At 72.2% G+C, this 22,970-nt stretch carries 23 protein-coding genes and 1 pseudogene; 13 read left to right on the forward strand and 11 right to left on the reverse strand.

The genetic code is table 11. The features are described 5' to 3' along the window. Positions 1–383: 383 nt before the first annotated feature. Positions 384–1,475, forward strand: coding sequence for a hypothetical protein (locus tag AB0L45_RS30125; RefSeq protein WP_365845468.1), 1,092 nt, complete (start codon positions 384–386; stop codon positions 1,473–1,475). A gap of 175 nt (positions 1,476–1,650) precedes the next feature. On the opposite strand, the gene AB0L45_RS30130 is transcribed toward AB0L45_RS30125, so the two are convergent. Next, on the reverse strand, positions 1,651–2,376 hold the full coding sequence (locus AB0L45_RS30130; protein WP_365845470.1) for a TetR/AcrR family transcriptional regulator: 726 nt from the start codon (positions 2,374–2,376) through the stop codon (positions 1,651–1,653). A 152-nt stretch (positions 2,377–2,528) separates the two neighbouring features. Here AB0L45_RS30130 and AB0L45_RS30135 point away from each other — a divergent pair, with 152 nt between their 5' ends. After that, the gene (locus AB0L45_RS30135; protein ID WP_365845472.1) at positions 2,529–3,983 is read left to right on the forward strand and encodes a serine hydrolase domain-containing protein; all 1,455 of its coding nucleotides are present in this window, start codon (positions 2,529–2,531) and stop codon (positions 3,981–3,983) included. Between the two features lie 189 nt (positions 3,984–4,172). Here the strand turns inward: AB0L45_RS30135 and AB0L45_RS30140 are convergent, their stop codons facing one another. From AB0L45_RS30140 to AB0L45_RS30170, 7 genes and pseudogenes are all read right to left on the reverse strand, one after another. Beyond that, positions 4,173–4,907: a DUF4328 domain-containing protein gene (locus tag AB0L45_RS30140; protein WP_365845473.1), complete on the reverse strand. Its 735-nt coding sequence runs from the start codon at positions 4,905–4,907 to the stop codon at positions 4,173–4,175. A gap of 159 nt (positions 4,908–5,066) precedes the next feature. After that, positions 5,067–6,584: a transferase gene (locus AB0L45_RS30145; RefSeq protein ID WP_365845475.1), complete on the reverse strand. Its 1,518-nt coding sequence runs from the start codon at positions 6,582–6,584 to the stop codon at positions 5,067–5,069. Between the two features lie 115 nt (positions 6,585–6,699). Next, a complete protein-coding gene (locus tag AB0L45_RS30150; RefSeq protein ID WP_365845477.1) occupies positions 6,700–7,605 on the reverse strand; it encodes a methyltransferase domain-containing protein in 906 nt (301 codons plus the stop codon). After that, positions 7,583–7,705, reverse strand: a complete 123-nt coding sequence (locus tag AB0L45_RS30155) for a hypothetical protein (protein WP_365845479.1) — start codon at positions 7,703–7,705, stop codon at positions 7,583–7,585. Before AB0L45_RS30155 ends, AB0L45_RS30150 begins: the two co-directional genes overlap by 23 nt. Positions 7,706–7,796: 91 nt before the next feature. Beyond that, positions 7,797–8,372, reverse strand: coding sequence for a restriction endonuclease (locus AB0L45_RS30160; RefSeq protein WP_365845481.1), 576 nt, complete (start codon positions 8,370–8,372; stop codon positions 7,797–7,799). 177 nt (positions 8,373–8,549) lie between these two features. Then, positions 8,550–9,209: a LysR family substrate-binding domain-containing protein gene (locus AB0L45_RS30165; protein WP_365845640.1), complete on the reverse strand. Its 660-nt coding sequence runs from the start codon at positions 9,207–9,209 to the stop codon at positions 8,550–8,552. A gap of 15 nt (positions 9,210–9,224) precedes the next feature. Then, a pseudogene (locus AB0L45_RS30170) lies at positions 9,225–9,437 on the reverse strand (LysR family transcriptional regulator); the annotation flags it as partial. A 544-nt stretch (positions 9,438–9,981) separates the two neighbouring features. On the opposite strand from AB0L45_RS30170, the gene AB0L45_RS30175 reads away from it, so the two are divergent. The 10 genes from AB0L45_RS30175 to AB0L45_RS30220 all read left to right on the forward strand — a co-directional run bounded on the left by AB0L45_RS30175 (position 9,982) and on the right by AB0L45_RS30220 (position 18,749). Then, positions 9,982–10,764, forward strand: a complete 783-nt coding sequence (locus tag AB0L45_RS30175; protein WP_365845483.1) for an alpha/beta hydrolase — start codon at positions 9,982–9,984, stop codon at positions 10,762–10,764. Further along, positions 10,761–12,335, forward strand: coding sequence for an amino acid adenylation domain-containing protein (locus AB0L45_RS30180; RefSeq protein ID WP_365845485.1), 1,575 nt, complete (start codon positions 10,761–10,763; stop codon positions 12,333–12,335). Before AB0L45_RS30175 ends, AB0L45_RS30180 begins: the two co-directional genes overlap by 4 nt. After that, positions 12,332–12,595 (forward strand): acyl carrier protein, encoded by a 264-nt coding sequence (locus AB0L45_RS30185; protein ID WP_365845487.1) that lies wholly within the window; start codon positions 12,332–12,334, stop codon positions 12,593–12,595. The genes AB0L45_RS30180 and AB0L45_RS30185 overlap by 4 nt, the downstream gene beginning before the upstream one ends. Continuing rightward, entirely contained in the window at positions 12,592–13,752 is a 1,161-nt protein-coding gene (locus AB0L45_RS30190) for an acyl-CoA dehydrogenase (protein ID WP_365845489.1), read from the forward strand. The genes AB0L45_RS30185 and AB0L45_RS30190 overlap by 4 nt, the downstream gene beginning before the upstream one ends. 44 nt (positions 13,753–13,796) lie before the next feature. Continuing rightward, a complete protein-coding gene (locus tag AB0L45_RS30195) occupies positions 13,797–14,987 on the forward strand; it encodes an acyl-CoA dehydrogenase family protein (protein WP_365845491.1) in 1,191 nt (396 codons plus the stop codon). Then, the gene (locus AB0L45_RS30200; RefSeq protein WP_365845493.1) at positions 14,981–15,499 is read left to right on the forward strand and encodes a flavin reductase family protein; all 519 of its coding nucleotides are present in this window, start codon (positions 14,981–14,983) and stop codon (positions 15,497–15,499) included. Before AB0L45_RS30195 ends, AB0L45_RS30200 begins: the two co-directional genes overlap by 7 nt. A gap of 79 nt (positions 15,500–15,578) precedes the next feature. Next, positions 15,579–15,995, forward strand: a complete 417-nt coding sequence (gene panD / locus AB0L45_RS30205) for an aspartate 1-decarboxylase (protein ID WP_365845495.1) — start codon at positions 15,579–15,581, stop codon at positions 15,993–15,995. A 31-nt stretch (positions 15,996–16,026) separates the two neighbouring features. Then, positions 16,027–16,761 carry an SDR family oxidoreductase gene (locus AB0L45_RS30210; RefSeq protein ID WP_365845497.1) on the forward strand — a complete coding sequence of 245 codons (735 nt, stop codon included), beginning with the start codon at positions 16,027–16,029 and terminating at the stop codon, positions 16,759–16,761. A gap of 72 nt (positions 16,762–16,833) precedes the next feature. After that, entirely contained in the window at positions 16,834–17,646 is an 813-nt protein-coding gene (locus tag AB0L45_RS30215) for a phytanoyl-CoA dioxygenase family protein (protein WP_365845499.1), read from the forward strand. Further along, positions 17,643–18,749, forward strand: coding sequence for a zinc-binding dehydrogenase (locus AB0L45_RS30220; protein WP_365845501.1), 1,107 nt, complete (start codon positions 17,643–17,645; stop codon positions 18,747–18,749). Before AB0L45_RS30215 ends, AB0L45_RS30220 begins: the two co-directional genes overlap by 4 nt. Positions 18,750–18,907: 158 nt before the next feature. On the opposite strand, the gene AB0L45_RS30225 is transcribed toward AB0L45_RS30220, so the two are convergent. Further along, positions 18,908–19,729 (reverse strand): helix-turn-helix transcriptional regulator, encoded by an 822-nt coding sequence (locus tag AB0L45_RS30225; protein WP_365845503.1) that lies wholly within the window; start codon positions 19,727–19,729, stop codon positions 18,908–18,910. Positions 19,730–19,889: 160 nt separating this feature from the next. Between AB0L45_RS30225 and AB0L45_RS30230 the strand changes: the two genes are divergently transcribed. Further along, positions 19,890–21,197: an MFS transporter gene (locus tag AB0L45_RS30230; RefSeq protein WP_365845505.1), complete on the forward strand. Its 1,308-nt coding sequence runs from the start codon at positions 19,890–19,892 to the stop codon at positions 21,195–21,197. A gap of 91 nt (positions 21,198–21,288) precedes the next feature. Here AB0L45_RS30230 and AB0L45_RS30235 read toward each other — a convergent pair whose 3' ends face one another. After that, positions 21,289–22,257, reverse strand: a complete 969-nt coding sequence (locus AB0L45_RS30235) for an NAD(P)-dependent alcohol dehydrogenase (RefSeq protein ID WP_365845507.1) — start codon at positions 22,255–22,257, stop codon at positions 21,289–21,291. Between the two features lie 213 nt (positions 22,258–22,470). Beyond that, positions 22,471–22,944: an ArsI/CadI family heavy metal resistance metalloenzyme gene (locus AB0L45_RS30240; protein WP_365845509.1), complete on the reverse strand. Its 474-nt coding sequence runs from the start codon at positions 22,942–22,944 to the stop codon at positions 22,471–22,473. Positions 22,945–22,970 lie beyond the last annotated feature (26 nt).

The raw sequence follows: 22,970 nt of genomic DNA on the forward strand, positions 1-22,970 counted from the left end.
CGCGGCCTCCTTGACGGTGAGGTTGTCATTTTTGGAGGTGTCGCCGAGCGTGGACAAGCGCCAGGGGTCAGGCGGTGCGCAGGATGGTCGTGGTCTCCGGCATCTCCTGCCACACCTGGAGTCGGCGTTCCGGCGTGAGCTCATCTGATGCGCCCACTTGACGGCCAGGTAGGCCTTGGCGCACTCCTCAACGGGCGCTCCCGTGGCCGCGGCGTCTGCTCTGGGCCGTACGAGCGCCACCTGCTGCCGCGCCCCCTGACGGTCCGGTGCACAATCAACTGATCAGCAGACGGTCGAACGGTCGAGTCATCGGGCGATCGAGCGAGAGCGAGCGTGAACGGGAGTGCGGCGTGGGCGGGGCTGGGGGGCAGGATGGGGCGTCCGTGTCCGATGAGGAGTGGGAGCGGTTCCTGCGGGAATCGGTGAAGGGCGTGGACGGGGCTCCCGTGGAACCGTCGGCGCGCGCCCGTGAGGTGGAGCGGCGGCTGCGGGAGTCCTCCGGGCAGCCGGCGGGTTGGCGTACATACTCACCGGCCCGGCCCCGGCGCAGAAAGGGCTGGTACGCGGCCGGGCTGGTGGCGGGCGTGGTCCTGCTGGCCGTGGGGCTCTTCCCGCAGCAGGTCGTCGGCTGGTTCGGTGGCGACGACGGCGGGCGGGACGGGGCGTCGTCGGCCGCCGAGTCCCGTGGCCCGCGCGAGGCACCCGGTGCCGAACCGGCTCTGCGCCCTACCCTCGCCGAACCCTTCCGGGGTTCGCCGGCCGCCGGCTGGGCCGACGGAGCGGCCGGGATCACGGTGCCGCCGGCCAGGGCGACCGGCTGGATGGGGACCGCCCAGGTCGAGCGGGCGCTGCGGCAGAGCCGGGACTTCCTGGTGGCCGCGGGGCTCGACCCCCGCGTGCTGCGCGGCGAGCGGCCCACGACGGCGATCGCGCTGCTGAATCCGCATCAGAACGACGTCCAGGAGTATCTCCACAGCGCCCTGTCGGCGGCGGCGCCCGCTCCCGCGACCGACCCGCTGCTGTTGTTCAGCCGCTTTCGGCCCGAGCAGGCCCGGTTGGTCGGTGACGTGGTCAAGACGCGCGGCCGGCTCACGTACCAGGAAGGGAAACGGGGGGCGGTCGAGGTGACGGCCGACGTGACCTTCGTGTATCCGGTCACCGCACCGGGTGACAGCGGGCAGGACGCCGAGGTCGTCCGTACGATCGTGCGGCGCAAGGTGGTGATGAGCTGGGACGACCCGGCCAAGGTCAGCACCGAACCGGGCACGATGTCCCTCGTCTCGTACGCGCTCGACATGACCAACGGCGGCTGCTCCGCCCCGACCGGCTACTTCGTGCCGCCCTTCGGCGCGGCCGGCAAGCAGCCCACCGACCGGGCCCACCGGGTCGATCCGTACGACCGCAGCAAACCGATCGATACGGACAACGGCACGGCGGCCCGGAGCGCCGACTGCGCGACCGCCATCCGCTCCTAGAGCTTGCCGACACGCGCCCAAAGGGGTGTGAGGGCTCGGCTGTTCCGTGGGACTCGTCGCGAGGGCGCTTTCCGCGCGAGCGGAGGTGACCTCGACTTGGAGGTCTCGGTGCGGATTGTGGCTGGAGGTCTCGGTGCGGACCGAGGCTGGAGGTCTCGGTGGTTGGTGCGGTGGTTCAGGGGTTGAGGCGGGCTGTGAGGCCGTCGAGGACGCGGGCGAGGCCGTAGGAGAAGGCGTCGTCGCGGATCTGTTGCGGGTGTGTGTCTTGCTGGGCGGAGGCCCCCGCCCGCAGACGCGGGTGTTGCTGGGAGGCCTCGTCGAAGGCGGGGCGCAGGTCGGCCACCCATTCCTGTTCGGTCTTGCCGCTGCGGGCGATCATGGAGAGGTAGGCGGCCTCGGAGGTGGCGGTTCCGATGACGTACGCCATGAGCGTTCCCATGGCCTGGTCCATCTCGTCCGCGGCGAAGCCCGCCGCCTCGAACTGCGCGAGGAGCCGCGAGGACATCCGCATGGCGTTCGGGCCGATGTGGACGAGGCCGACCTGGCCCAGCTCGGGGGCGATCCAAGGGTGCCGCAGCGTCATCGCGCGCAGGTCGGCGGCGATGCGGGTGACGGCCGCGCGCCACTGGGACCGTTCGGCGGTGGCCGGTGGTTCCAGCTCGCCGTAGACGTCGTCCACGACCAGCTGGATGAGTTCGTCGCGGTTGGCCACGTGCCGGTAGAGGGATGTGGCCGCGGTGTTCAGGCGGCTGCCGAGCTTGCGCATGCTGAGGGCTTCGGTGCCCTCCTGGTCCAGCAGTTCGACGGCTGCGGTCACGATCTGGTCGCGGGTCAGCTGCTCGCGCTGTGGGCGGCGCGGCCGGGTCCATACCGATGTGGCCGGCTTTTCGGGGGCTGGCATGCGGCTCTCTCATCCCTGTTCGTCGTGCGGCTGGCTCGCTCAGCGTAGCGGACACCGTACGCGTCTTGCGTACGGCGTTCCGCTGTGCGTACGGTGTTCGCATCGAGAGAACACCGTACGCGTCAACGTCGTACGCAGCGAAGGGGACGGGCATGCCGAAGAACGTGAGCTGGGACGAGCAGGGCAACTGGGGCGCCACGGGGGCATGGGGAGCCCGGGATTCCGCAGGACGGAAGCTGGACCTCGCCCACTGGCAGGCCCGACTGGACGCCCTGCGCGTGCAGCACCACGTCCCGGGCGCCTCCCTCGCACTCCTCGTCGACGGAACCGTTCACGAGCTGGCCAGCGGGGTGCTGCACCGGGGAACGGGGGTGGAGGTGACGACCGACTCGGTCTTCCAGATGGGCTCGATAGCCAAGATCTACACCGCCACCCTGATCATGCAGCTCGCCGCATCGGGCGAGCTGGACCTCGACGCGCCGGTCACGGACGTACTGCCGGACTTCTCGGTCGCCGACCCCGAGGCGTCCGGAGCGATCACCGTCCGTCGGCTGCTCAGCCACACCGGCGGTCTGACCTGCGACTTCACCTATGACAGCGGACGCGGTGACGACTGCCTGGCGAAGTACGTCGAAGCCGCGAGGGGCGTGGCGCTCGACTGCCCGCCCGGCACCGCGATCTCCTACAGCAGCGTCGGCTACAACGTGCTCGGCCGGATCATCGAGGTGGTGACCGGCAAGGTCTGGGACCAGGCGCTCGACGACCTGCTCCTGACCCCGCTCGGCCTCACGCACACCGTGACCCTGCCTGAGCAGGCGCTACGGTTCCGCGCGGCGATGGGACACCTGGGCGAGCCGGGCCGGATGCCGGAGGTGGCACCGCAGTGGGACCTGATGCCGCGCTCGGCGGGCCCCTACGGCCGGGTCATCGCCAGCGCCGGAGACCTCGCCCGGCTGGCGCGGATGCACCTGGCCGGCGGCGTGGCCGAGGACGGTACGCGCGTGCTCGACCAGGAGGCCGTCGCGCTGATGCAGCGCCGGGTGGCGGACTGCCCCGACAAGTGGTCGGTCAGTTCGGACGGTTGGGGCCTGGGCTGGACGCTGTACGACTGGAACGGCGTGGCGGGCTACGGCCATGACGGCGCGTCCATCGGGCAGTACGGCTACCTGCGCGTGGTGCCGTCGGCAGGCGTCGCGGTCGCGCTGCTGACCAACGGCGGCGGGGCGCGGGAGGTGTACGCCGCCCTCTACCGCGAACTGCTCGCCGAACTCGCCGGCGTGACCATGCCCCGGCCCTTCGCCCCGCCGGCCCAGCCGCCCGCGGTCGACTTCGCCCCGCTGACCGGCACCTACCGACGCGAGGGCGTCCTCATCACCGTGACCGAGCGGAACGGCGCGGGCCACCTGCTGTACGAATTCGTCGACGGCATGAAGGACTTCTCGCAACCCCTCCAGATCGATCTGCTGCCGGTGACACCGACGGTCTTCGCCGGTACGGGAGTGGGCGCGGCGTTCAGTGAGGACTACATGCCCGTGGTCTTCGCCACGCTGCCCGACGGCACCGGCTGCGTCTACATCGGCATGCGCTGTGCTCCCAAGGTCGCGTAAGCCGGTTGCGGCAGCCGAGTTCAGGTGAGCTGCTTCCGAGTTCAGCTGAACTGCTTCGCCGGGACGCCGGCTCGGCCGAGCGGGCTCCGCTCGATCGTCGTACGGCGACAGGGTACTTCGAGGGATCCTCGGCCCTCAGGCCCCAACCCCCAGGCCCAGGCCCCTGCCGCTACTCGACGAGCCCTTTTCTCACCCCGTGTTCCGGACATGCCCCTGGGTCTGCCACGCGGTGATGCGCCTGATGATGAGGACGACCAGCAGGCCGGCAGCCAGGTAGAGCCCCGTGAGCAGGGTGGACAGGTACGCGTTGGTCAGCACGTCCTGCTCGTCGGCGAACTGCGCGGCCATGCGCCATTGGATCGGTTTCACGATGAAGGTCGCGGCTGCGAACAGTACCCACCAGGCGGTGACCAGGGTGACAGGGGCGGAGCGCCGGGGAGCGCCGGCCCGCCAGATGTCCGACACGACCTGGTACGGCACCCACAGGTTGGCCACCGGGGCGACCCAGCCGCCCACCACCCAGCTCCGGGACCGGCGGTGCGCGGCGGCGCCGCTGGTCAGCTCGGCGTTGAGCCGGGCCCGTCGCAGCCAGACGATGAACACCACACCGGCCGCGAGCCAGATCAGGAACGACGGCCAGGAGGCCAGGGTCGCGAGGGTGTCGGTGTCGGTGGCCTCGACTTCCGCGGCCGTCACCCGACCGGCCAGGTAGTCGTGGACGACGAGGTACAGACGCCAGTTGCCCGCCGTGACCACCGCGTCGCGCACCACAGCCAGCGAGATCAGTACCGTCGCGGCTGTGGCCGCACCGGACAGGGCCTTGAACTGCCCCGCGCCGGCCGGGTTCACGGCTGCCGGCGTGCCCTGCTGAGACACACCCTGCGGCGCGCTCCGCTCCGGGATGCCCTGCTGGGAACCGTCCATCGTCTTCCCCCGAAGATCGTTGGGCCGCTTCGTGTCGCCTGTGCGCCGTGTGCGAGGGGCAGGGTGGCGTGAAGCGCTGCCCCGTTGTTTCCCCAGTTTCCCGGGACATCATGCGCGACTGCCGTCACGCAGTGGCGCTGTCGGAGGCCGGACAGCCGCCTATCGGATGCCGAACAGCTGGAGCGTCCGGACCGCCGGCCAGGCCAGCAGGCCCAGGGCCGTGACCAGAGCCATCCCCTTCCACAGCGACTTCTGCGTCGCGAGGACGGTCCGGACAGTCATCGTCCGTCGCCGCACTCCTACGGCCGCCATGGCGGCCTTCAGAGCGCGGGCCAGGTAGTGCGCGGGGGTGAACTCGGTCGTCGCTGCCACGACGGCCCTCCAGAACGACACCGCGCGGCGCACGAGCGCGTTCCGCCGGGACGTGGCACGGGGCGCCGGCCCCACCGGGTGCACATGCGGCGTCCAGTCGGGAGCGAAGGTGATGACGGCGGAGGTCCAGACGTCGCTTCCGACCACTTCGTCCAGCCGGGACGGGACCGGCAGGTGTTCGTCGAGCCGTTCGGCCGCCTCGCGCGGTCCGCACGGTGCCAGCAGGACGAGCTTGTGCGCGGGCTGGGTGGCGCGGGCCTGCCCGAGCTCCCACCACAGTCCCTCGCCCGGGCCCAGGCGCAGCACGATCAGCTGCGACAGTTCCATCAGCCGCAGCACCGTGGGCTGCCAGTCGTCGAGCGGCAGGTAGAAGCGCGCCGCTCCGAGTCGCGGCAGCGGTTCCCCGGGCCTGCCCACCGTGATCACCGGGCCGACGGCACCCAGGGCCCCGGCGAGCTGTTCCTCCCGCGAGTGCAAGCTGATGTACGAGCCCGCGTCGTCGACCTGGGCCGCGGCGTCGTCGTCGGCGAAACTGCGCAGGTAGAGCACGGGTTCACGGCCGTCGGCCAGCAGCGCCTGGACCGCGCCGCGGGCCGAGCGCGGCCGGGCCCAGCGCAGGATGACGACCCCGGCTCCCAGCGCGGCCAGGCCGCCGATGAGCAGCAGTACGAACGCCGGCGGCGACAATGCGGTGCCCTTGCGCTGCGCCGCACCGGCGACGAGGAAGCCACCCGCGAACAGCCCGTACCCGAGGCCGTCGGCCGCGAGGAACACCGGCCGCCGCCACCACGGCCGGCGCGGCGCGAACCGGCCGACCACCTCGATGATCGCTGCGGCGCCCGCCCGGCGGCGACGCCGCAGCCACAGCGCCGGCACGCACAGCACCACGGCCGCCGCCGCCCCGTACAGCGCGGCCGCGTCCGACGAGCCCCGCTCCCGGCTCAGCCCCGCCCGTTCCCTCTCGACGTCGGCAGCCAGCCCGGCGACACGCTCACGGGCAGGCGGGAACCGGCCCTCCAGCGCATCGCGAGCGGAAGCGGAGACCAGCAACCGGCTCTCCCCCGCAGGGACGTTCTGGTCGAACCACGCGGCGCTCCGGCGGATTTGGGCGCGTGCCGATGCGTCCCCGGCGGCGTAGTACTCCACTGCGGCGGTGAACGCGGCCGCCTGTGCGGGGGCGTCTCGGAAGCGGTCGTAGGCCTGCCGGTCCATGGCCGCGGTGACCGCCAGGTGCAGCGCGACGTAAGCCGCGACGACCGCGGCCGACGTGACGAGCCGAGCCGACGTCCGTTCCCCCGTAGGCATGTGGCCCCCGCCTCGCCTGTTCACAGTGCTCGGTGCCCGCCCCGGCCGGGTCCGCGGCGCGCTGCGCAGGTCCGGGACCGTACGCAGGCGTCTGACGCCGCAGGGGACTTGCCGGTCAGGGTGTGCGGATACGTTGTCCTTCGGGGCCGGCGGTGACCTGGTAGTCGCTCCACAGGGGCCAGCCCAGTTCACTGTAGGGCCGCCGCTCGCGCTGGCCACGCACTTTCATGAAGTCCAGGCCGCCCACCATCCGGCCGGTGGCGTTGCCGCGGCCGTCGCACACCAGCCGGCACAGGCCGTCGCAGTGGAACGGGGTGTCGACCGGGGTGACGATCACGCCGCCCGGGCGGACCTGGCGCAGCCAGGCCTGGGGGATCTCGCGGACGGCGGCGGTGGACAGGATGCCGTCGAAGGGCGCCGCCGGCGCGTAGCCCTGTTCGCCGTCGCCGGTGACGACGGTCGGTGTGATGCCGAGGTGGGCCAGTTTGCTCTCGGCCTGTTCGGCGAGGGCCGCGTCGATCTCGACGGTGCAGAGGCCGGCGGCGCCGACGCGGTGGGCGAGCAGGGCGGTGTTGTAGCCGCTGCCCGTCCCGATCTCCAGGATCCGTCCGCCGGGGCGCGGGTCGAGGTGGTGCAGCATGCTGATGACGGCGGCGGGACACGAGAGGGAGCTGGTGAAGTCGCCGCAGTCGCTCGGTCCGTCCTCCGGCCGGATCTCGCCGAAGGCGATCTGGGTGATGAGCGGGGACAGCGGCCGGTAGACGCGCTTGAGCCACGCGTGGGGCCGCTCGGCGCGGTCCAGCACGGTGAAGCGGCCGTCCTGCCGGGTGGTGGTCCAGTAGCGGTCGGGGACGAAGTGCTCGCGCGGGGTGTCGAGGAAGGCCTGCCGCAGCCAGGGGCGGTCCTGGAAGTAGCCCGGCCCGTAGGTGTCGATCGTCGCCGCGCACTGCCTGCGCAGTTCGGCCGCGTCCGGCCGGCGAGGGGGGCGAGGAGGGGTCTCAGGACTGGTCTGCGTCGTCATCGCGGTCTTCGTCGTCGCCTTGCGGCGCGGGGTTGCCCGGATCGCCGGGGCTGGAGTACAGGCCGCCGACCTGGCCGTCGCCCTCCTGGCGGTGTTGCATGGCTGCTCTCTTCCCGCTGGAAGTGGTTACGGACAGTGTCCTCGGCCCGCCGCGTGCGCACCAGACCCCCCAGCGGTGATCCGGGGGCGCCTCAGTCGTCCGGGTCGATCTTGCGGTGGTTGCCGGACCGGCCGATGTCGAGGTCCAAGAAGGCTGTCAGCGGGGTTCCGCCGTTCCAGAACCCGAGCAGGTTGACGTCGATGAGTACCAGGTGGTGTCTGGCGGCGAAGGCGCGTGCCTGTTGCGTGAAGACGCACGAGGTGACGAAGACGGGGACGTCGGCGCCGTGTTCGTCGCGGGCGGTGCCGTTGAAGGTCTGCAGGTCGCGGCTGCCGACCGAGCGGTGCTTGGCGTACCGCTTGCACTGGACGACCAGTTTTCTGCCGTCGGGCAGGAGGCCGGTGACGTCCGCGCCGAGGTCGCCGGAGCCGCCGACCCGCCGCACCTGGGTGCAGCCGTCGCGGCGGCACAGCCCGGCCACGTACTCCTCGAACTGCCGGCCGCTCATCTTCCACACCGCGGCCAGCGACCGCCGCGCCGCGCGGCGTTCTTCTTCCTGCTGCCGCGCCCGCTCAGCGCGTGCCTCCCGACGCCCGGCACGCACCAGGCCCGCGACGGCCACGGCCACCGCCGCGCCGGCCACGAGCAACAGCACCAGCGTCACCATGCGGTCCCCCTTCGACGATGCGCACGCTGCCGCTTCCTCCCCCGTGCGTACGGAAGTATCCACCCGGGCCGTCGGCGCCCGCGCGCTGTCGCTGCCCTCGGCCCGGGACGCCCGTGCCGAGGCCGGCTGACGCGTGCTGTCCCGTGACGAGAGCGCACCCGTCAGCCGGCTTCGCCCTCACATCTGCAGTTCGTCGGCCGCCCGCCAGGCCTGGTCGGCGAAGCGCGCGGCTTGCGGGTGGGCGCCGTGCGAGGGGTGGGCCAGGTAGGCGGGGACGGTGGGTGCGCCGGTCAGGGGGACGAGGCGGACGGAGGGGTGGGTGTAGCGGCGGGCGGCGGAGACCGGTGCCGTGCCGACGCCGAGGCCGACGGCCACCTGCTCCAGCCACTCGTCGAAGTTGCGGCACTCGGCGCCGACCACCGGCCGGCGGCCGGCGGGCCACATGTCGGGGAAGGTGGTGCCGCTGACGGTGTTGATGATCAGCGGCAGGTCGGCGAGCTCCGCCCAGTCGAGTGCGGTGCGTTCGGCCAGCTGCCAGCTCGCGGGCACGGCCGCGATACGGGGCTCCTCGTAGAGGAGGACGCTGCGCAGCCCCTTCGGCAGCGGCGTACTGCGCAGCAGGCCCAGATGCGTCTGGCCGGTGTCGAGTCCGGCATGGGGGGTGTCACAGCGGACGAAGGCGACTTCGACCCCGGTCTCCTCCGTGAACCGGGTGGCGAGTCGCGAGAAACCCTCGGGTAGACCCCAGTTGAACCCGATGCGCAGTTTCTCCCCATTCTGTAATTCCTGCAGCACCGAGTCGAGCCGGCGCAGCAGCGGGGCGACAGCCTCCTGCAACGTCCTCCCTTTGTCGGTCAGCTCCGTTCTGCGTGTGCTGCGTTCGAAAAGCCGCACCCCCAGGGACTCCTCAAGGGCCCTGATGTTGCGGGTCAGGGTCGGCTGAGAGAGATGCAGACGATGACTGGCGGCCGTAAACCCTCTTTCTTCGGCTACGGCCAGAAAACACCGCAAATGACGCAGGTCGATGCTCATTCGTCGAGTGTATAAGTGATGCAGCAATGGCATTTCTCCAGCCTCGGCAAAGTGCCTAGTCTTCTTGGTGTCGCCGAGCGGACGGCACGCCCCGGGAAGCCCGGGCGCAGGCCAGGCAGCGTCGGCGGGCAGCCATGTACTTAACGGGGGTTAACGTGCGGGAACACTGGTGTGCGCCGTCAATCGGCGTAGCGCAAAAGTTGCTCAAAGAAGAAGCAAAGAGTTCCGCGTCCGAGCGGACCACTCGCCGGGCGTCCGCGCCCAGAGGCCCTTTCTTTGCAGCCGCCGACAAGGCTTCGTAAATCAGTTGCCGGCCGCCACTCATTGCTGATTCAGGGTGCGGTACGGAGTATGGGCGATTCGTTGTGATGCGGTGCGAAGCGTCGTCGCGCACGGGCACCGCAACACCAACCCGCCGGTAACTGCCACCCGCTCATAGTTGCTTTCTCAACTTCTGTTGCCGTCTTTCCGGCCCGTCCTGCGTTCCGCCCGCGTCACAGCAGGTCGTCGCGGGTCAATGCCGACCGGACTCTCCGGAATGCCCGTTTTCTGTCGTACCACCGAGAAGGGTTTTGCTGTGCCGGTAATCGAGCTGCGCAACGGTCCTCTTGAACATGTCGTCATCGACGGTGACCCCGGCCTGGCGCCCCTGGTCTTCCTGCACGGCGGGCTCGGCTGCCTCGCCGCCTGGGGACGCTTCCCCGCCCGGCTGGCCGCCGCGACCGGGCGCCGCGCGCTGGTGTACTCCCGCCACGGCAACGGCGGCAGCGGCCCCGACCCGGAGCCCCGCACCCCCCGCTACATGCACGAGCACGCCCAGCAGGTACTGCCCGAACTGCTGGACGCGCTCGGCATGCACCGCCCCGTCCTGGTCGGCCACAGCGACGGCGCCTCCATGGCCCTGCTGTACGCCTCGGCGCACCCCGTCGAAGCGGTCGTCGGGATGGGCCCGCACATGTACTTCGAGGACGAGAACCGCGTCGGCATCGAGAACGCCCGCGCCTCCTACGAGGCCGGTCCGCTCGCCAAGAAGATGGCCATGGTGCACGACGACCCCCGGGGCGTCTTCGACCGCTGGAGCGGGGTCTGGCTCTCCCCTGCCTTCCGCAGCTGGTCCATCGAGAACGACCTCGACGTCACCGCGCCGGTGCTGATGATCCAGGGCGACGCGGACGAGTACGGCTCGATGGGCCAGGTCGACGCCGTCGAGCGCGCGGTCAGCGGCCCGTTCCGGCGTCTGGTGCCCGAAGGCTGCGACCACTACCCGCACCTGGTCTGCCCGGAACTCGTCACCGAGACCGTCTGCGGCTTCCTCGCCGAGCACACCGAGGAGAGCCGGTCCGTGGAGGCCGCCCGATGACCGCCCGGACACCCGTACGCCTGGACGCCCTGCTGGCCCGCTCCGCCCGGGTCCACCCCGGCCGCACCGCCCTGGAAGGGGCCGGCGAGAGCTGGACGTACGCGCAACTCGACAGCGCCGTCGACGCGTTGGCGGCCAGGCTGACCGCCGACGGTGTCGCGCCGGGCGACCGGGTCGGTGTCTACGCCCCCAAGGCCCCCGCCACCGTCATCGCCCTGTACGCGGCGCTGCGGGCCGGCGCGGTGGCCGCGCCTCTGGACGTGGCCGACCCACCGGAACGTACGGCCCGCATGATCCGTAACGCGGGGCTGTCCCTGCTGCTGACCACCGACCGCGCCCTGCCCGGGGCCCAGCGCGCCGCCACCCGCGCCCGCTCCGGTGCGCCGGCCGGCGAAGCCCCCTTGGAGCACGGCCTGCACCGGCTGCGGATCCTGGCTCCCGAGGAGCGGCCCGAGCCGCTGCCCGCGCCCACCGACTCCGGCGGCTACATCCTCTTCACCTCGGGCAGCACCGGCTGGCCCAAGGGCGTGCTGCTCTCGCACGAGAACGTCGCGCACTACGCCCTGTGGGCCGCCGGCGAGTTCGGCCTCACCCCGGAGGACCGGATCGGCTCGCAGGCCGCCCTCACCTTCGACCTGACCACCTTCGACCTGTTCAGCGCCGCCGCCGCGGGAGCCTGCACGGTCCTGATGCCGGACGTGCTGCGGGCCTTCCCGCGCGATGTCGTCGGATGGCTGACCGAGCAGCGCATCACCGCCTTCATGGCGGTGCCCTCCCTCTACCACAACATGCTCCAACAGGGCGGTATCGCCGACGCCCCACCGCCCTCCCTGCGCATCGCGGCCTTCGGCGGCGAGGCGTTCGCCCCCGAGCTGCTGGAGCGCTATCTGCGGCTGCTGGACGGGGTGCCCTTCTACAACCTGTACGGGCCCACCGAGACGAACGCCTGCACGTACTACCGGGTGCCGGCCGACTGGACCGCCGACCAGGAGCTGCCCATCGGGCGCGGCATCGGCGGCGTCCACATCGAGGTGCTCGACGAGGACGGCCGGCCCACCGACGGCGAGGGCGAGATCCACATCGCGGGCCCCGTCGTCTTCCAGGGCTATCTGCGCGGCGGCGCGCCCGAGGACCCCACCGTCACCGTCACCTTCCGCGACGGTGTGGCCCGCCGCGCCTACGCCAGCGGCGACCTCGGCCGGATCACGTCCGACGGCCGGGTCTTCCTGCGCGGCCGGCGTGACCACCAGGTCAAGAGGCGGGGTCACCGTATCGACCTGATGGACGTGGAGAACGCCGTCCTGGAGCTGCCGCAGGTGGCCACCGCCGCGGTCGTCGCCAAGGACGGCCCGTACTCCGGCCAGATCTGGGCCTACGCCCAGACCGACGCCACCGAACGCGAGGTCCTGGCCGCGCTGCGCGACGTGCTGCCCAAGCGGATGCTGCCCGACCGGATCGTTTCGCTCGCCAACCTGCCCACCACCACCAGCGGCAAGGTCGACCGCCGTGCGCTGAGCGCCGCCGCCGATCCCGCCGCCGGCCCCGTACTCCCTGAGGAGATCACCGTATGAACAGCGTCGAAGAACTGTGCACCCTGATCGGCAGCCGCATCAGCTGGGGCCGCGGCGAGGACGCCGGCTCCCTGAACGCGGACACGCCGCTGCTCGAAATGGGTCTGGTCGACTCGCTGGCGATCATGGAGATCGTCGCGGCGCTGCACAAGGAAGCCGGTATCACCCTGCCCGACACCGAGATCGTCGCCGCCAACTTCCGTACGCCGAAGGCGCTCTGGGCCGCCATCGAGGATCTCTCCGGCGAGGGCCGCAAATGAGCGCGGTGGCCACCGCGGCGCTGCGCACCGGCGCACCGGAGACCGAGCAGCTCGTCGACACCTACCGTGACCTGGCCGCACCGGTGGTCGAGCGGATCGCGGACGCGGACTTCACCACCCAGTGGCAGGCCATGGCCGACCTCGGGGTGCTCCGGCTCGCCTCGCCGGACGCCACGGCGCCCGGCCCGGTCACCCGGTCGCTCGCCATGATCGAGGGCATCGGGCTGGCCGGCATCGACCCCGGGCTGTGTTACGCGCTGGCCTCGCAGATCTTCGGCATGCAGTTCCCGCTGCGGGACGCCCTCGGCGCGGACGTCTGGCGCGCGGTCGCCGACGTCCAGCAGGGCCGGGAACTGCTGTGCCACGCGCTGACCGAGCGCGGCGGCGGAAGTGACCCGTTCTCCATGCAGACCCGCGCCCGGCGCGACGGGGACGGCTTCGTGCTCGACGGCGCCAAGACGTTCATCACCGCCGCGCCCGTGGCCGACCGGGCGATCGTCTTCGCCCGTACCTCCGAGGGGCGTTCGCCGTTCGCGCTGTCCGCCTTCCTCTTCCCGCTCGACCTGCCGGGGATCCGCCGCGGCGAGACGTTCACCAAGACCGCGCTGCCCACCGTGCCGATGGGAGAACTCCTCTTCGAGGGCGCCCGGCTGCCGGAGAGCGCGCTGCTCGGCGAAGAGGGGTCGGGGCTGGCGGTGATGGCTTCCACCACCGCCTGGGAACGCTCCGTCATCCTCGGTTACGCCCTCGGCCCGATGCAGCGCCTGCTGGCCCGTACCGTCGACTGGGCCAGGGACCGCGACCACTTCGGCCGCCGGATGGGAGCGAGTCACCAGGTCGCGGGCCGGGTCAGCGACATGGCACTGGCGCTGCACCGGTCCCGCGTCCAGCTCTACGCGATGGCCGCCCGGCTCGACGCCGGTACACCCGCCCGGCAGCTGGCCGCCGAGGCCGCGCTGACCAAGATCTCCGTGTCCGAGGACTACGTACGGATGACCGAGCACGCCACCGCGCTGTCCGGCGTCCGGGCCTTCCTCCCCGGCTTCGACCTCGCCGCCGACCTGGCCGGCCCCATGGCGGCCCTCACCTACGCCGGTCCGAACGACCTGCTGCGGGTGGGTGTCGCACGGCAACTCGGCTTGCCTGTCGAGAACTGACCGGCCGTGACCCGACCGGCCGCCCACCGACCCGAAGGATTTCGATGGCGTTGCTGACCCCCCTCGACGACCTCCTCAAACTCGCCGCGCAGACGGGCGAACGGATCGCCCCGCTCGCCGCCGGCACCGACGCCGGACGCGACACCGGCCACGAGGCCTACCGCATCCTGCGCGAGTCCGGCCTGCTCGCCCTGCTCGTCCCCCAGGAGGCGGGCGGCGCCGGCCTGGGCTTCGGTGACTACTGGCGGGTGCTGGCCGAACTCGGCTCGTACCACGGCGCCGCCGCCCTCGGTTTCAACATGCACCACGTCGTCATCGGCGCGCTCGCCGATGCCGCCGGCACCCGGCTGCCCCCGGCCGCCGAGGCGTTCCGCGCCTGGATGCTGGACGAGGTCGTCAACGGCCGCAAGCTGTTCGCCTCCGCCACCTCCGAAGCCGGCCGCGGCGCCAAGCTGCGGGGCATGCGCACCCGTTACCGTCTCTCCGAGGACGGCACGCACTACATCCTGAGCGGCAAGAAGTCCTTCGTCTCCCTGGCGGGCGCCGCCGATTACTACGTCGTCGCGGCGGCCGCCGAGACCGGCGACGAGGACACCGGCGAGGTCTCGCACTTCGTCGTCGCCGCCGACGATCCCGGCGTGAGCTTCGAGACCGTGCAGCACATGTCGGCGATGTACGGCACCAGCACCGCCCCGATGACGCTGGACGAGGTCGCGGTGCCCCGCTCCCGTCTCTACCTCGGCGTCGAGGGCATGTCCCTGTTCAAGGTCGTACGCGAACCGCACTGGATGGTCGCCGGCTACACCGGCGCCTACCTCGGTATCGCCGAGGCAATCTTCCGGCACACGGTCGAGCATGTCACCGCCTCCCCCGCCCGCGCCGACTCACCCGTCGTGCAGCAGGAGCTGGGCCGGATGTCCGCCCGGCTGCGGGCCGCCCGTGCCCTGGTGCACGAGGCCGGTGACCTGGTCACCGCGCAGCGCGGCAGCCTGGAGGCCAACGCCATGGTGCACGCCGCCAAGTACGTCGTCGGCGAGGTCGGCCCGCAGCTCGCCCAGGACGCGCTGCGGCTGTGCGGCTCGGCCGCCGTCAGCCGCAGTCACCCCTTGGAGCGGCTGATCCGTGAGGCCCAGTTCGCTCATGTGATGCCCGCCAAGCCGATGGAGTGCCTGGAGTACCTGGGCAAGGCCGCGGTCGGCGTCAACCTCTACAACGCCCAGGCGTTCGCATGGTGACGCCCGTCCAGGACGCGCCCACGGTGACCCGCGACGCCTTCCGGGCCCTGATGGGCTCCCACCCCAGCGGCGTCGCCGTCATCACCACCGCCGATGTGCAGGGCACGCCGTACGGCTTCACCTGCACCGCCCTGTGCTCGGTCTCCCTGGACCCGCCGCAGCTGCTGGTGTGCGCGGGCAACAACGGGAGCACCCTTCCGGTCCTCGCCGCCCGCGGGGCCTTCACCGTCAACCTCCTGCACAGCGCCGGGCGGCGCGCGGCCGAGGCGTTCGCCGGGCCCGCCGCCGAACGGTTCAGTTCCGTCCCCTGGCAGCCCGCGCCCGCCACCGGCCTGCCGGTGCTGCCCCAGGACGCGCACACCACCGCCGAGTGCCGCGTCACCCGGCTCATCCCGGCCGGTGACCACACGATGGTGATCGGCGAGGTGCTGGCCACCCAGACCCACGCGCCGGCCACCGAGGAGGCGCCGCTGCTGTACGGCATGCGCCGGTACGCCACCTGGCCGGCCTGACCGGGCCGCGCCGCGCCGGCCGGCCCCGCCCGGAGCCGCGCCGGACCACCACTCATCCCACCGAATGTGAGGATTCCGCATGTACCGCACCCTGATGAAGTCGAAGATCCACCGCGCCACCGTCACCCAGGCCGACCTGCACTACGTCGGCTCGGTGACGGTCGACAGCGACCTGATGAAGGCCGCCGACCTGATGGCCGGCGAGAAGGTCGACATCGTCGACATCGACAACGGCGCCCGGCTGTCCACGTACGTCATCGAGGGCCCGGCCGGCTCCGGCGTCATCGGCATCAACGGCGCAGCGGCCCGGCTCATCAGCCCCGGCGACCTCGTCATCCTCATCGCCTACGCCGCCATGACGGACGCCGAGGCCGCCTCCTTCGTCCCGAACGTCGTCTTCGTCGACGAGCACAACACCATCGCGGGCGTGGGCGGCGACCCGGCCGAGGTCCCCGAGGGCTCGGGGCTCAAGCGCGGCGACCTCGTCGCCAACTGACCGTCCGCCCAGCACATCTCAGGGAGTTGTCATGACGATCTCCGTGGTGAGCGGCGGCACCCGCGGCATCGGAAGGGCGCTGAGCCTGCGGCTCGCCGCCCTCGGCCATCAGGTGATCGCCCTCTACCGGGGCGACGACCTCGCCGCGCGGGAGACCACGAAGGCCGGCGACGGCCGGATCGAGACGCTGCGCTGCGATCTCACCCGGCCCGAGGAGATCCGGTCGGTCTGTGACGGGATCACCGACGCGTACGGCGCCCCGTCCGTCCTGGTCAACAACGCCGGGGTGAACCGCGACCGGCCGTTCCTGTCGATGGCCGCCGAGGACTGGGACACGGTGCTGGCCACCAACCTCTCCGGCCCCTTCCACCTCACGCGGGCCCTGGCGCCCGCGATGGCGGAGGCCGGGGGCGGCAGCATCGTCAACGTCGCCTCCACCACGGCGATCCGGCCCCGTGCGAACGGCGCCAACTACTGCGCGAGCAAGGCGGGCCTGCTCCAGCTCACCAAGTGCCTGGCCCTCGAACTCGCCCCGCGCATCCGGGTGAACGCCCTGCTCCCCGGATTCACCGACACCGAAGAGGTCACCGAGCGCTACCGCCTCGACGACCCGGAGCGGCTGGCCGCCATCCTGGACACCATCCCCGGCGGCCGGCTCGGCTCGGCCGAGGACATGGCCGACGCCCTCGAATTCCTGGTCACCGCGCGCAGCGGCTATGTCACCGGACAGCAACTCATCGTCGACGGCGGGCACTTCATGGGGTGATCCCCCACCACCGGTCTCCTCGCGCCCCGGCCCGCCCCGACGGATTTCCTCACCTCTCAGGAGAAGAAGCACATGCGACTGACCCAGCAACAGGCCGACCAGTATCACGAGCAGGGCTTCCTCCTGCTCGAATCCCTCCTCGACCCCCAGGAGGTGGAGACGCTTCGCGCGGCGCTGGAGCGCGACGTGAAGGTACCCGGCCCGCAGGTGGTGACCGAGGACGGCGGCACCGAGGTGCGCGCGGTCTACTCCTCGCACCAGCGGCAGCCCGAGTACGCCGGTCTGATCCGTGACCCGCGCATCCTGGAGCCGGTCCGGCAGCTGCTCACCGAGGACGTCTACATCTACCAGTTCAAGATCAACGCCAAGCCGGCGTTCGGCGGCGAGAAGTGGGCCTGGCACCAGGACTTCCTCGCCTGGCGGCTCGCCGACAACCTGCCCGCCCCGCGCCAGGTCAACATCGGTGTCTTCCTCGACGACGTCACCGAGTTCAACGGTCCGGTCATCTTCCTGCCCGGCTCGCACCGCAACGGCCTGGTCCACGAGGGCCGCTCGGCCGCCGCCAAGTCCGAGCAGCACCTCGACCCGGACGACATCTCCCTGTCGCCGCAGCAGCTCGCCGAACACGTCGACCGGCACGGTATGACCAGCCCCAAGGGCCCCGCCGGGTCCGTCGTCCTGTTCTCCCCGGAGATCGTGCACGGCTCGTCCCCCAACATGTCGCCCTTCGCCCGCCGGCTGCTGATCGCCACGTACAACGACACCGCCAACCTGCCGCGGCCCACGGGCCGGCCCCGCCCGGACTACGTCGTGTGCCGCGACACCGAGCCGCTGCGCCCGCTGGCGGCCCCGTTCTCCCAGGCCCTGGGCACGGTGATGGCATGACACAGCGCACCGGACGCGCCGTCGTCCTGGAGGAGTTCGCCCAGCCGCTGCGGCTGCGGGAGTTCCCGCTGCCCGCGGCCCCCGACGGCGGCATGATCGTCGCCTGCGGGTACGGCGGTGTCTGCGGCACCGATCTGCATCTGCAGCAGGGCCACTTGGACATCCCGCTCCCGCTCGTACTCGGCCACGAAGGGCTGGGGGTCGTACGGGAGCTGGGCGCCGGCACCCACCAGGACGCCACCGGGGCGCCGCTCGCGGCCGGCGACACGGTGATGTGGGCCTCCTCCATCGCCTGCGGCGTCTGCCCGCCCTGCCGGCTGCACCGCGAACCGACCCTGTGCGAGCGGCGCCGCACGTACGGCGTCAACCGTGCCCTGACCGACGGCCCGGAACTCTCCGGGGCCTGGGCCGACCACATCGTGCTGCAGCCCGGCACCACCGTGGTCAAGGTGCCCGACGGTACCGACCCGCTCGCCGCCATGTCGCTGGCCTGCGCCGGGCCCACCGTGGCGCACGCGCTGTACGAGAGGCGGCCGGTGCGGCTGGGCGAGACCGTGGTGGTGCAGGGCAGCGGGCCGGTCGGGCTGGCGGCGGCCGCGTTCGCGCAGCTGGCCGGGGCCGCCAAGGTCGTCGTCATCGGCGGTCCGGCCGGCCGGCTGGACCGGGCCGCCGCGGCCGGCATCGGCGATGTCCACCTGAACATCGCCGACACCGCCGACACGGCTGAGATCCTGCGCGAGGCCCGGGCCGCCGCCGGCGGGGACGGCGCCGACCTGGTGATCGAGTGCGCCGGAGTGCCGGCCGCCGTCGGGCAGGGCCTCACCCTGGCCCGCCGGGGTGGCAGCTACCTCATCATCGGCCAGTACACGGATGCCGGGGACACGCTGATCAATCCGCACCAGATCGTCCACCGGCAGCTCGACGTCGTCGGCTCCTGGGCCTTCACCGGCGCCCACCTGGTCGAGTACGTACGGCTGCTGCCGGCCCTCACCAGCCGGTTCGACCTGGCGAGCCTGGTCACGCCGTTCCCGCTGGAGCAGCACGCCGAGGCGCTGACGGCGGTCGGTGACGGGTCGGTGATGAAGGCGGTGCTGACTTCCTGATTTTCCGGGAGCCGGTGGTCGGCTCCCGGCGCACCCGTCGCGCGGTGGCGGGTGGAGGTGAAGGTGGCGGCCCGACAGCAGCTTCGAGCGCGGTCGGGCCGTCACCGCTGCCTGCTTCCCCGTTCCTCCGGGAGCCGGCCCGCGGGGCCGGCTCCGGCTCACCCGACGAGCGTTCCCAGCGCCTCTTTGGTCGCGTCGTTGTCGGGAAGGTAGGCCAGCAGGTGGTGGCCGGGCTCGTCGACGGCGGCGAGCTTGACGTACCGCAGCTGCAGATCGCCGGCCACCGGATGCCGGAAATGCCGTACGGCGGGGTGGAACGCCGAGGTCTCCCGGCGGTCGTACCAGCGGGCCGCGTCCGGGTCGGCCAGCAGCTCCTCGGTGATCTCGGCGTACCGGGGGTCCTCCGGGTGCCGGGCCGCCTTCGCGCGGAACTGGCCGAGCAGGCTCCGTGCCTCCGGCTCCCAACTGGCCAGCAGCGTACGGGCCGGTGGCCAGCGGAACACCAGCCACAGCAAGTTGCGCTGCTTGGGCGTCAGCCGCGCCAGGTCGGTGAGCAGCGCGGTGTAGCCCGGGTTCCAGGCCAGCAGGTCCCAGTGCGGGTCGAGCACCACGGCCGGGTTCGGCGTCAGTGATTCCACCAGCGACAGCAGGTTCCGCGACACCCACCCCGGCGGCTGTTCGGCGGTGCCCGGGCGCTCCACGAACGACAGCACGTGCGCGGTCTCGTCCGCGTTCAGCCGCAGCGCCCGCGCCACGGACCGCAGCACCTGCTCCGACGTCCGCACCCGGCCCTGCTCCAGCCACGCGTACCAGGAGCTGCTGACCCCGGCCAGCTCGGCGGCCTCCTCGCGCCGCAGCCCCGGGGTACGGCGCCGCGGTGAGCCCGGCAGCCCCACGTCGGCGGGTGCCAGCCGCTCGCGGCGGGACCGCAGGAACGCGCCCAGTTCGCGGCGTGGGCCGCTGGGTCCGCCCCCGTTCACGTGCCACTCCTTCCTCGAACCACCGATCCGGTCCTGGGGCAGCGCGCCGCGCCCCAGGGTGTGAGCAAGGGTAATCGGCTACGGGGCCCCGCCGGCCGGCCGGGGTGATGGGCTGGAACCACCGGTTCGGAAGAGCCGGCCAGCACGACATAGGAGCCCCATGGACACCACCGATACCACCGACACCACCGGCTCACAGCACACCGCCGCCACTCCCCCACCGGCCGCCGCCACTCCTCCGCCGGCCACCGCCACCGGGCCCGGCAAATCCGCCGCCCCCACGAGTCCGGCCGACGCCACCGGTCCGACCGGCCCGGCCGCCCCGCCGCTGCCCGCCGCGTCCCTGCGCCTGCTGCGCACGGCCGGGTTCGTCAGCAACTTCGACCGTTTCTGCATCACGCCGATGCTGCTGCTCATCGGCGTCCAGCTCGGTGTCCCGCTGACCACGGTGATGCTCGCCGCCAGCGGTTACTTCCTCGCCTACGGTCTGATGCAGCCGGTCTGGGGCCTGGCCAGTGACCGGCTGGGCCGGGTGCGGGTCATGCGGATCTCGCTGACCGGGGCCGCCCTCGCCGCGCTCTGCTCGGTGATCGCGCCCGGCGCGACGATGCTGATCGTGGCCCGCGTCGCGGCCGGCGCGTTCTTCGCCGCTTCCATCGCCGCGTCCATCACGTACGTCGGGGACACGGTGCCCGCCGCGGTGCGCCAGCGCCCGCTCAGCGAGCTGATGACCGCCTTCGCGCTGGGCACCGCCGTGGCCACCGTCGTCGCCGGGGCGCTGGCGCACTACGTCAGCTGGCGGCTGGTGTTCGCCCTGCCCGGCCTGGTGGCCGCCTATCTGGTCGTGGCGCTGCGCCGGCTGCCCGAACCGCCGCGGGCGGCATCGGGTGCGCTGCTCGCCCCGTTCAAGATCGTATTGAGTTCCCGCTGGCAGTGGTACGTCATGGCCGTCGCGATGCTCGAAGGCGCCACCCTGCTCGGTTTCTTGACGTACATCGCGCCGGCGCTGGAGGCCCAGGGCGCCTCGGCGACGTTGGCCGGCGCGGTGTCCGCGCTGTACGGCGTGGGCTCGATGGCCGCGGCGCAGGTGGTCAAGCGGCTGGTCGGGCGCTGGACGCCGGTGCGGCTGATCGTGGTCGGCGGGGTGCAGATAGCGGTGGCGTTCGGCCTCGCCGCGGCCAGCCAGTCGGTGCCCGCGCTGGTCGGATGCTCTCTGCTGCTCGGTGGCGGCTGGTCGTTCATGCACTCCACGATCCAGTCCTGGGCCACCGCGCTGTCGCCGGCGGCCCGCGCCACCGGTGTCGCGATGTTCGGTGTGGCCCTCTACGTCGGCAGCGCCCTGGCCAGCGCCTTCGCCGCCGGCCCCGCGGAAGACCACGCCTATCGGGGCATGTTCCTGACGGCCGCGATCCTGACCGTCCCGCTGACCGTGGCCGCCGCCGTGGGCCGCGCCCGCTATCGGGGCTGACCCGGCTGGGCCCCGGACGAAGCAGGTCGCGCCGGGGTGGCCGTACTCGTCCGCCATCGCCGCGGCCCGATCGCGCGATGGCGGGCAGCCGTCAGACGGTGACGACGAGCTTGCCCCGAGGGTGGCCGTGCCTCAGATGGTGGAGGGCCGCGGGTGCCTCGGCGAGGGGGTAGGTGCGGTCGATGACCGGGGTGATCTGCTTCTTCTCGGCGAGGTCCTTCAGGGCCAGGAGGTCCTCGCGGCGGGTGAGGGAGATGAGGTTGCGGAGGTTCTGGGTGCGGAAGGGGGAGAGCAGGACGGCCCGGAGGTCACGGCTCATCCCGCCGAGGAAGCCGCTCCCGCCCTCGCCGCCGACGATGACGAGAGTGCCGCGCGGTGTGAGGGCCCGGCGGAGTACGGGCAGCGGCCGGAGTCCCGCGTTGTCGACGATGACGTCGTAGCGGTACGGGCCATCGGTGATCTCCTGACGCGTGTAGTCGATGACGTGGGTGGCGCCCAGGGACCGGACGAGGTCCGCGCCGGCGGGACCGCAGACGCCGGTGACCTCCGCGCCGTACACCGTGGCGAGCTGGACGGCGTACGTTCCCACGCCGCCGGACGCACCGATGACGAGGACCCGTTGACCGGGCCGGGGCCGGGACGTGCCGCTGAGCGCCTGGAGGGCGGTCATGCCGGAGACGGGGAGGGCGGCGGCCTGCTCGAACGTGAGGTCGGCGGGCTTGAGCACCACCCTGTCGGCCTTGGCCCGCGCGTACTCGGCGAAGGACCCCGGGCAGGTGCCGAACACCTCGTCCCCCGGCCCGAAGCCGGTCACCTTCGCCCCGGCCGCCACGACCCGCCCGGCCCCGTCCCAGCCCCGGACGGGGTTCCTGGGCCTACGCAGTCCGAGGACCGCCCGGGCCACGTACGGCTTGCCTGTCATCAGGTGCCACACCTCGGGCCCCACACCGGCCGCACGTACCTCGACGAGCACCTCGTCGTCGCGCGGTACGGGACGGTCGATGTCCCGCAGGACCAGGACGTCCTCCGCCCCGTACGCATACTGAACGATCGCCTTCATGGCCGTAGCTCCCCTCCGCGGTCCCCGGGGCCGGACGACCCCGGTCGCGCTGAGCGTCCCGACGGGTCGGACACCTGACGAGATTCCTGGGTACGGTCTTGGCCCCGGGCGCAATGAGTTGCGCTACGGCGGACGCCCTACCGGCCACGCCCCGGCGGCCTGGCCGGCGGGACTTCGACGGTGAGCGGCCGCGTTCTTCGCCGTGCCGGCGGGTCAGCCGCCGCAGGAGCAACCAGCGGCAGCCTGGGCGGACTCAGCAGCCGCGCTTTCGCCGGCGCAGCAGGCATCACCGCCCGGGGCGGGGCTCTTGCCCATCCGGTCGGCGTCGGCCTTGACGACGTAGACCTCCCAGGGCTCCTTGCCGGGACCGGTCACCCAGACCTTGTCCTGCAAGGCGTAGCAGCAGGAGGTGTCGTTCTCCTCGAAGGTCGCCAGACCGGCCTCCTTGAGGCGGTCGGTGGCCGCGGTGACCTCCTCGGTGGAGGTGACCTCGACGCCGAGGTGGTCGAGCCGGGTCTCCTGGCCCGCCTCGCCCTCGATGAGGACGAGCTTCAGCGGCGGCTCGGTGACGGCGAAGTTGGCGTATCCGGGGCGGCGCTTGGCCGGCCCGACGCCGAAGAGCTTGGAGTAGAAGGCCACCGACGCCTCCAGGTCGGCGACGTTGAGGGCGAGCTGGACACGGGACATGGCGTCCTCCCTGTTCTCATTGCATC

Origin of the sequence: Streptomyces sp. NPDC052496, from assembly GCF_040679095.1 — a bacterium.
Taxonomy (GTDB): domain Bacteria; phylum Actinomycetota; class Actinomycetes; order Streptomycetales; family Streptomycetaceae; genus Streptomyces.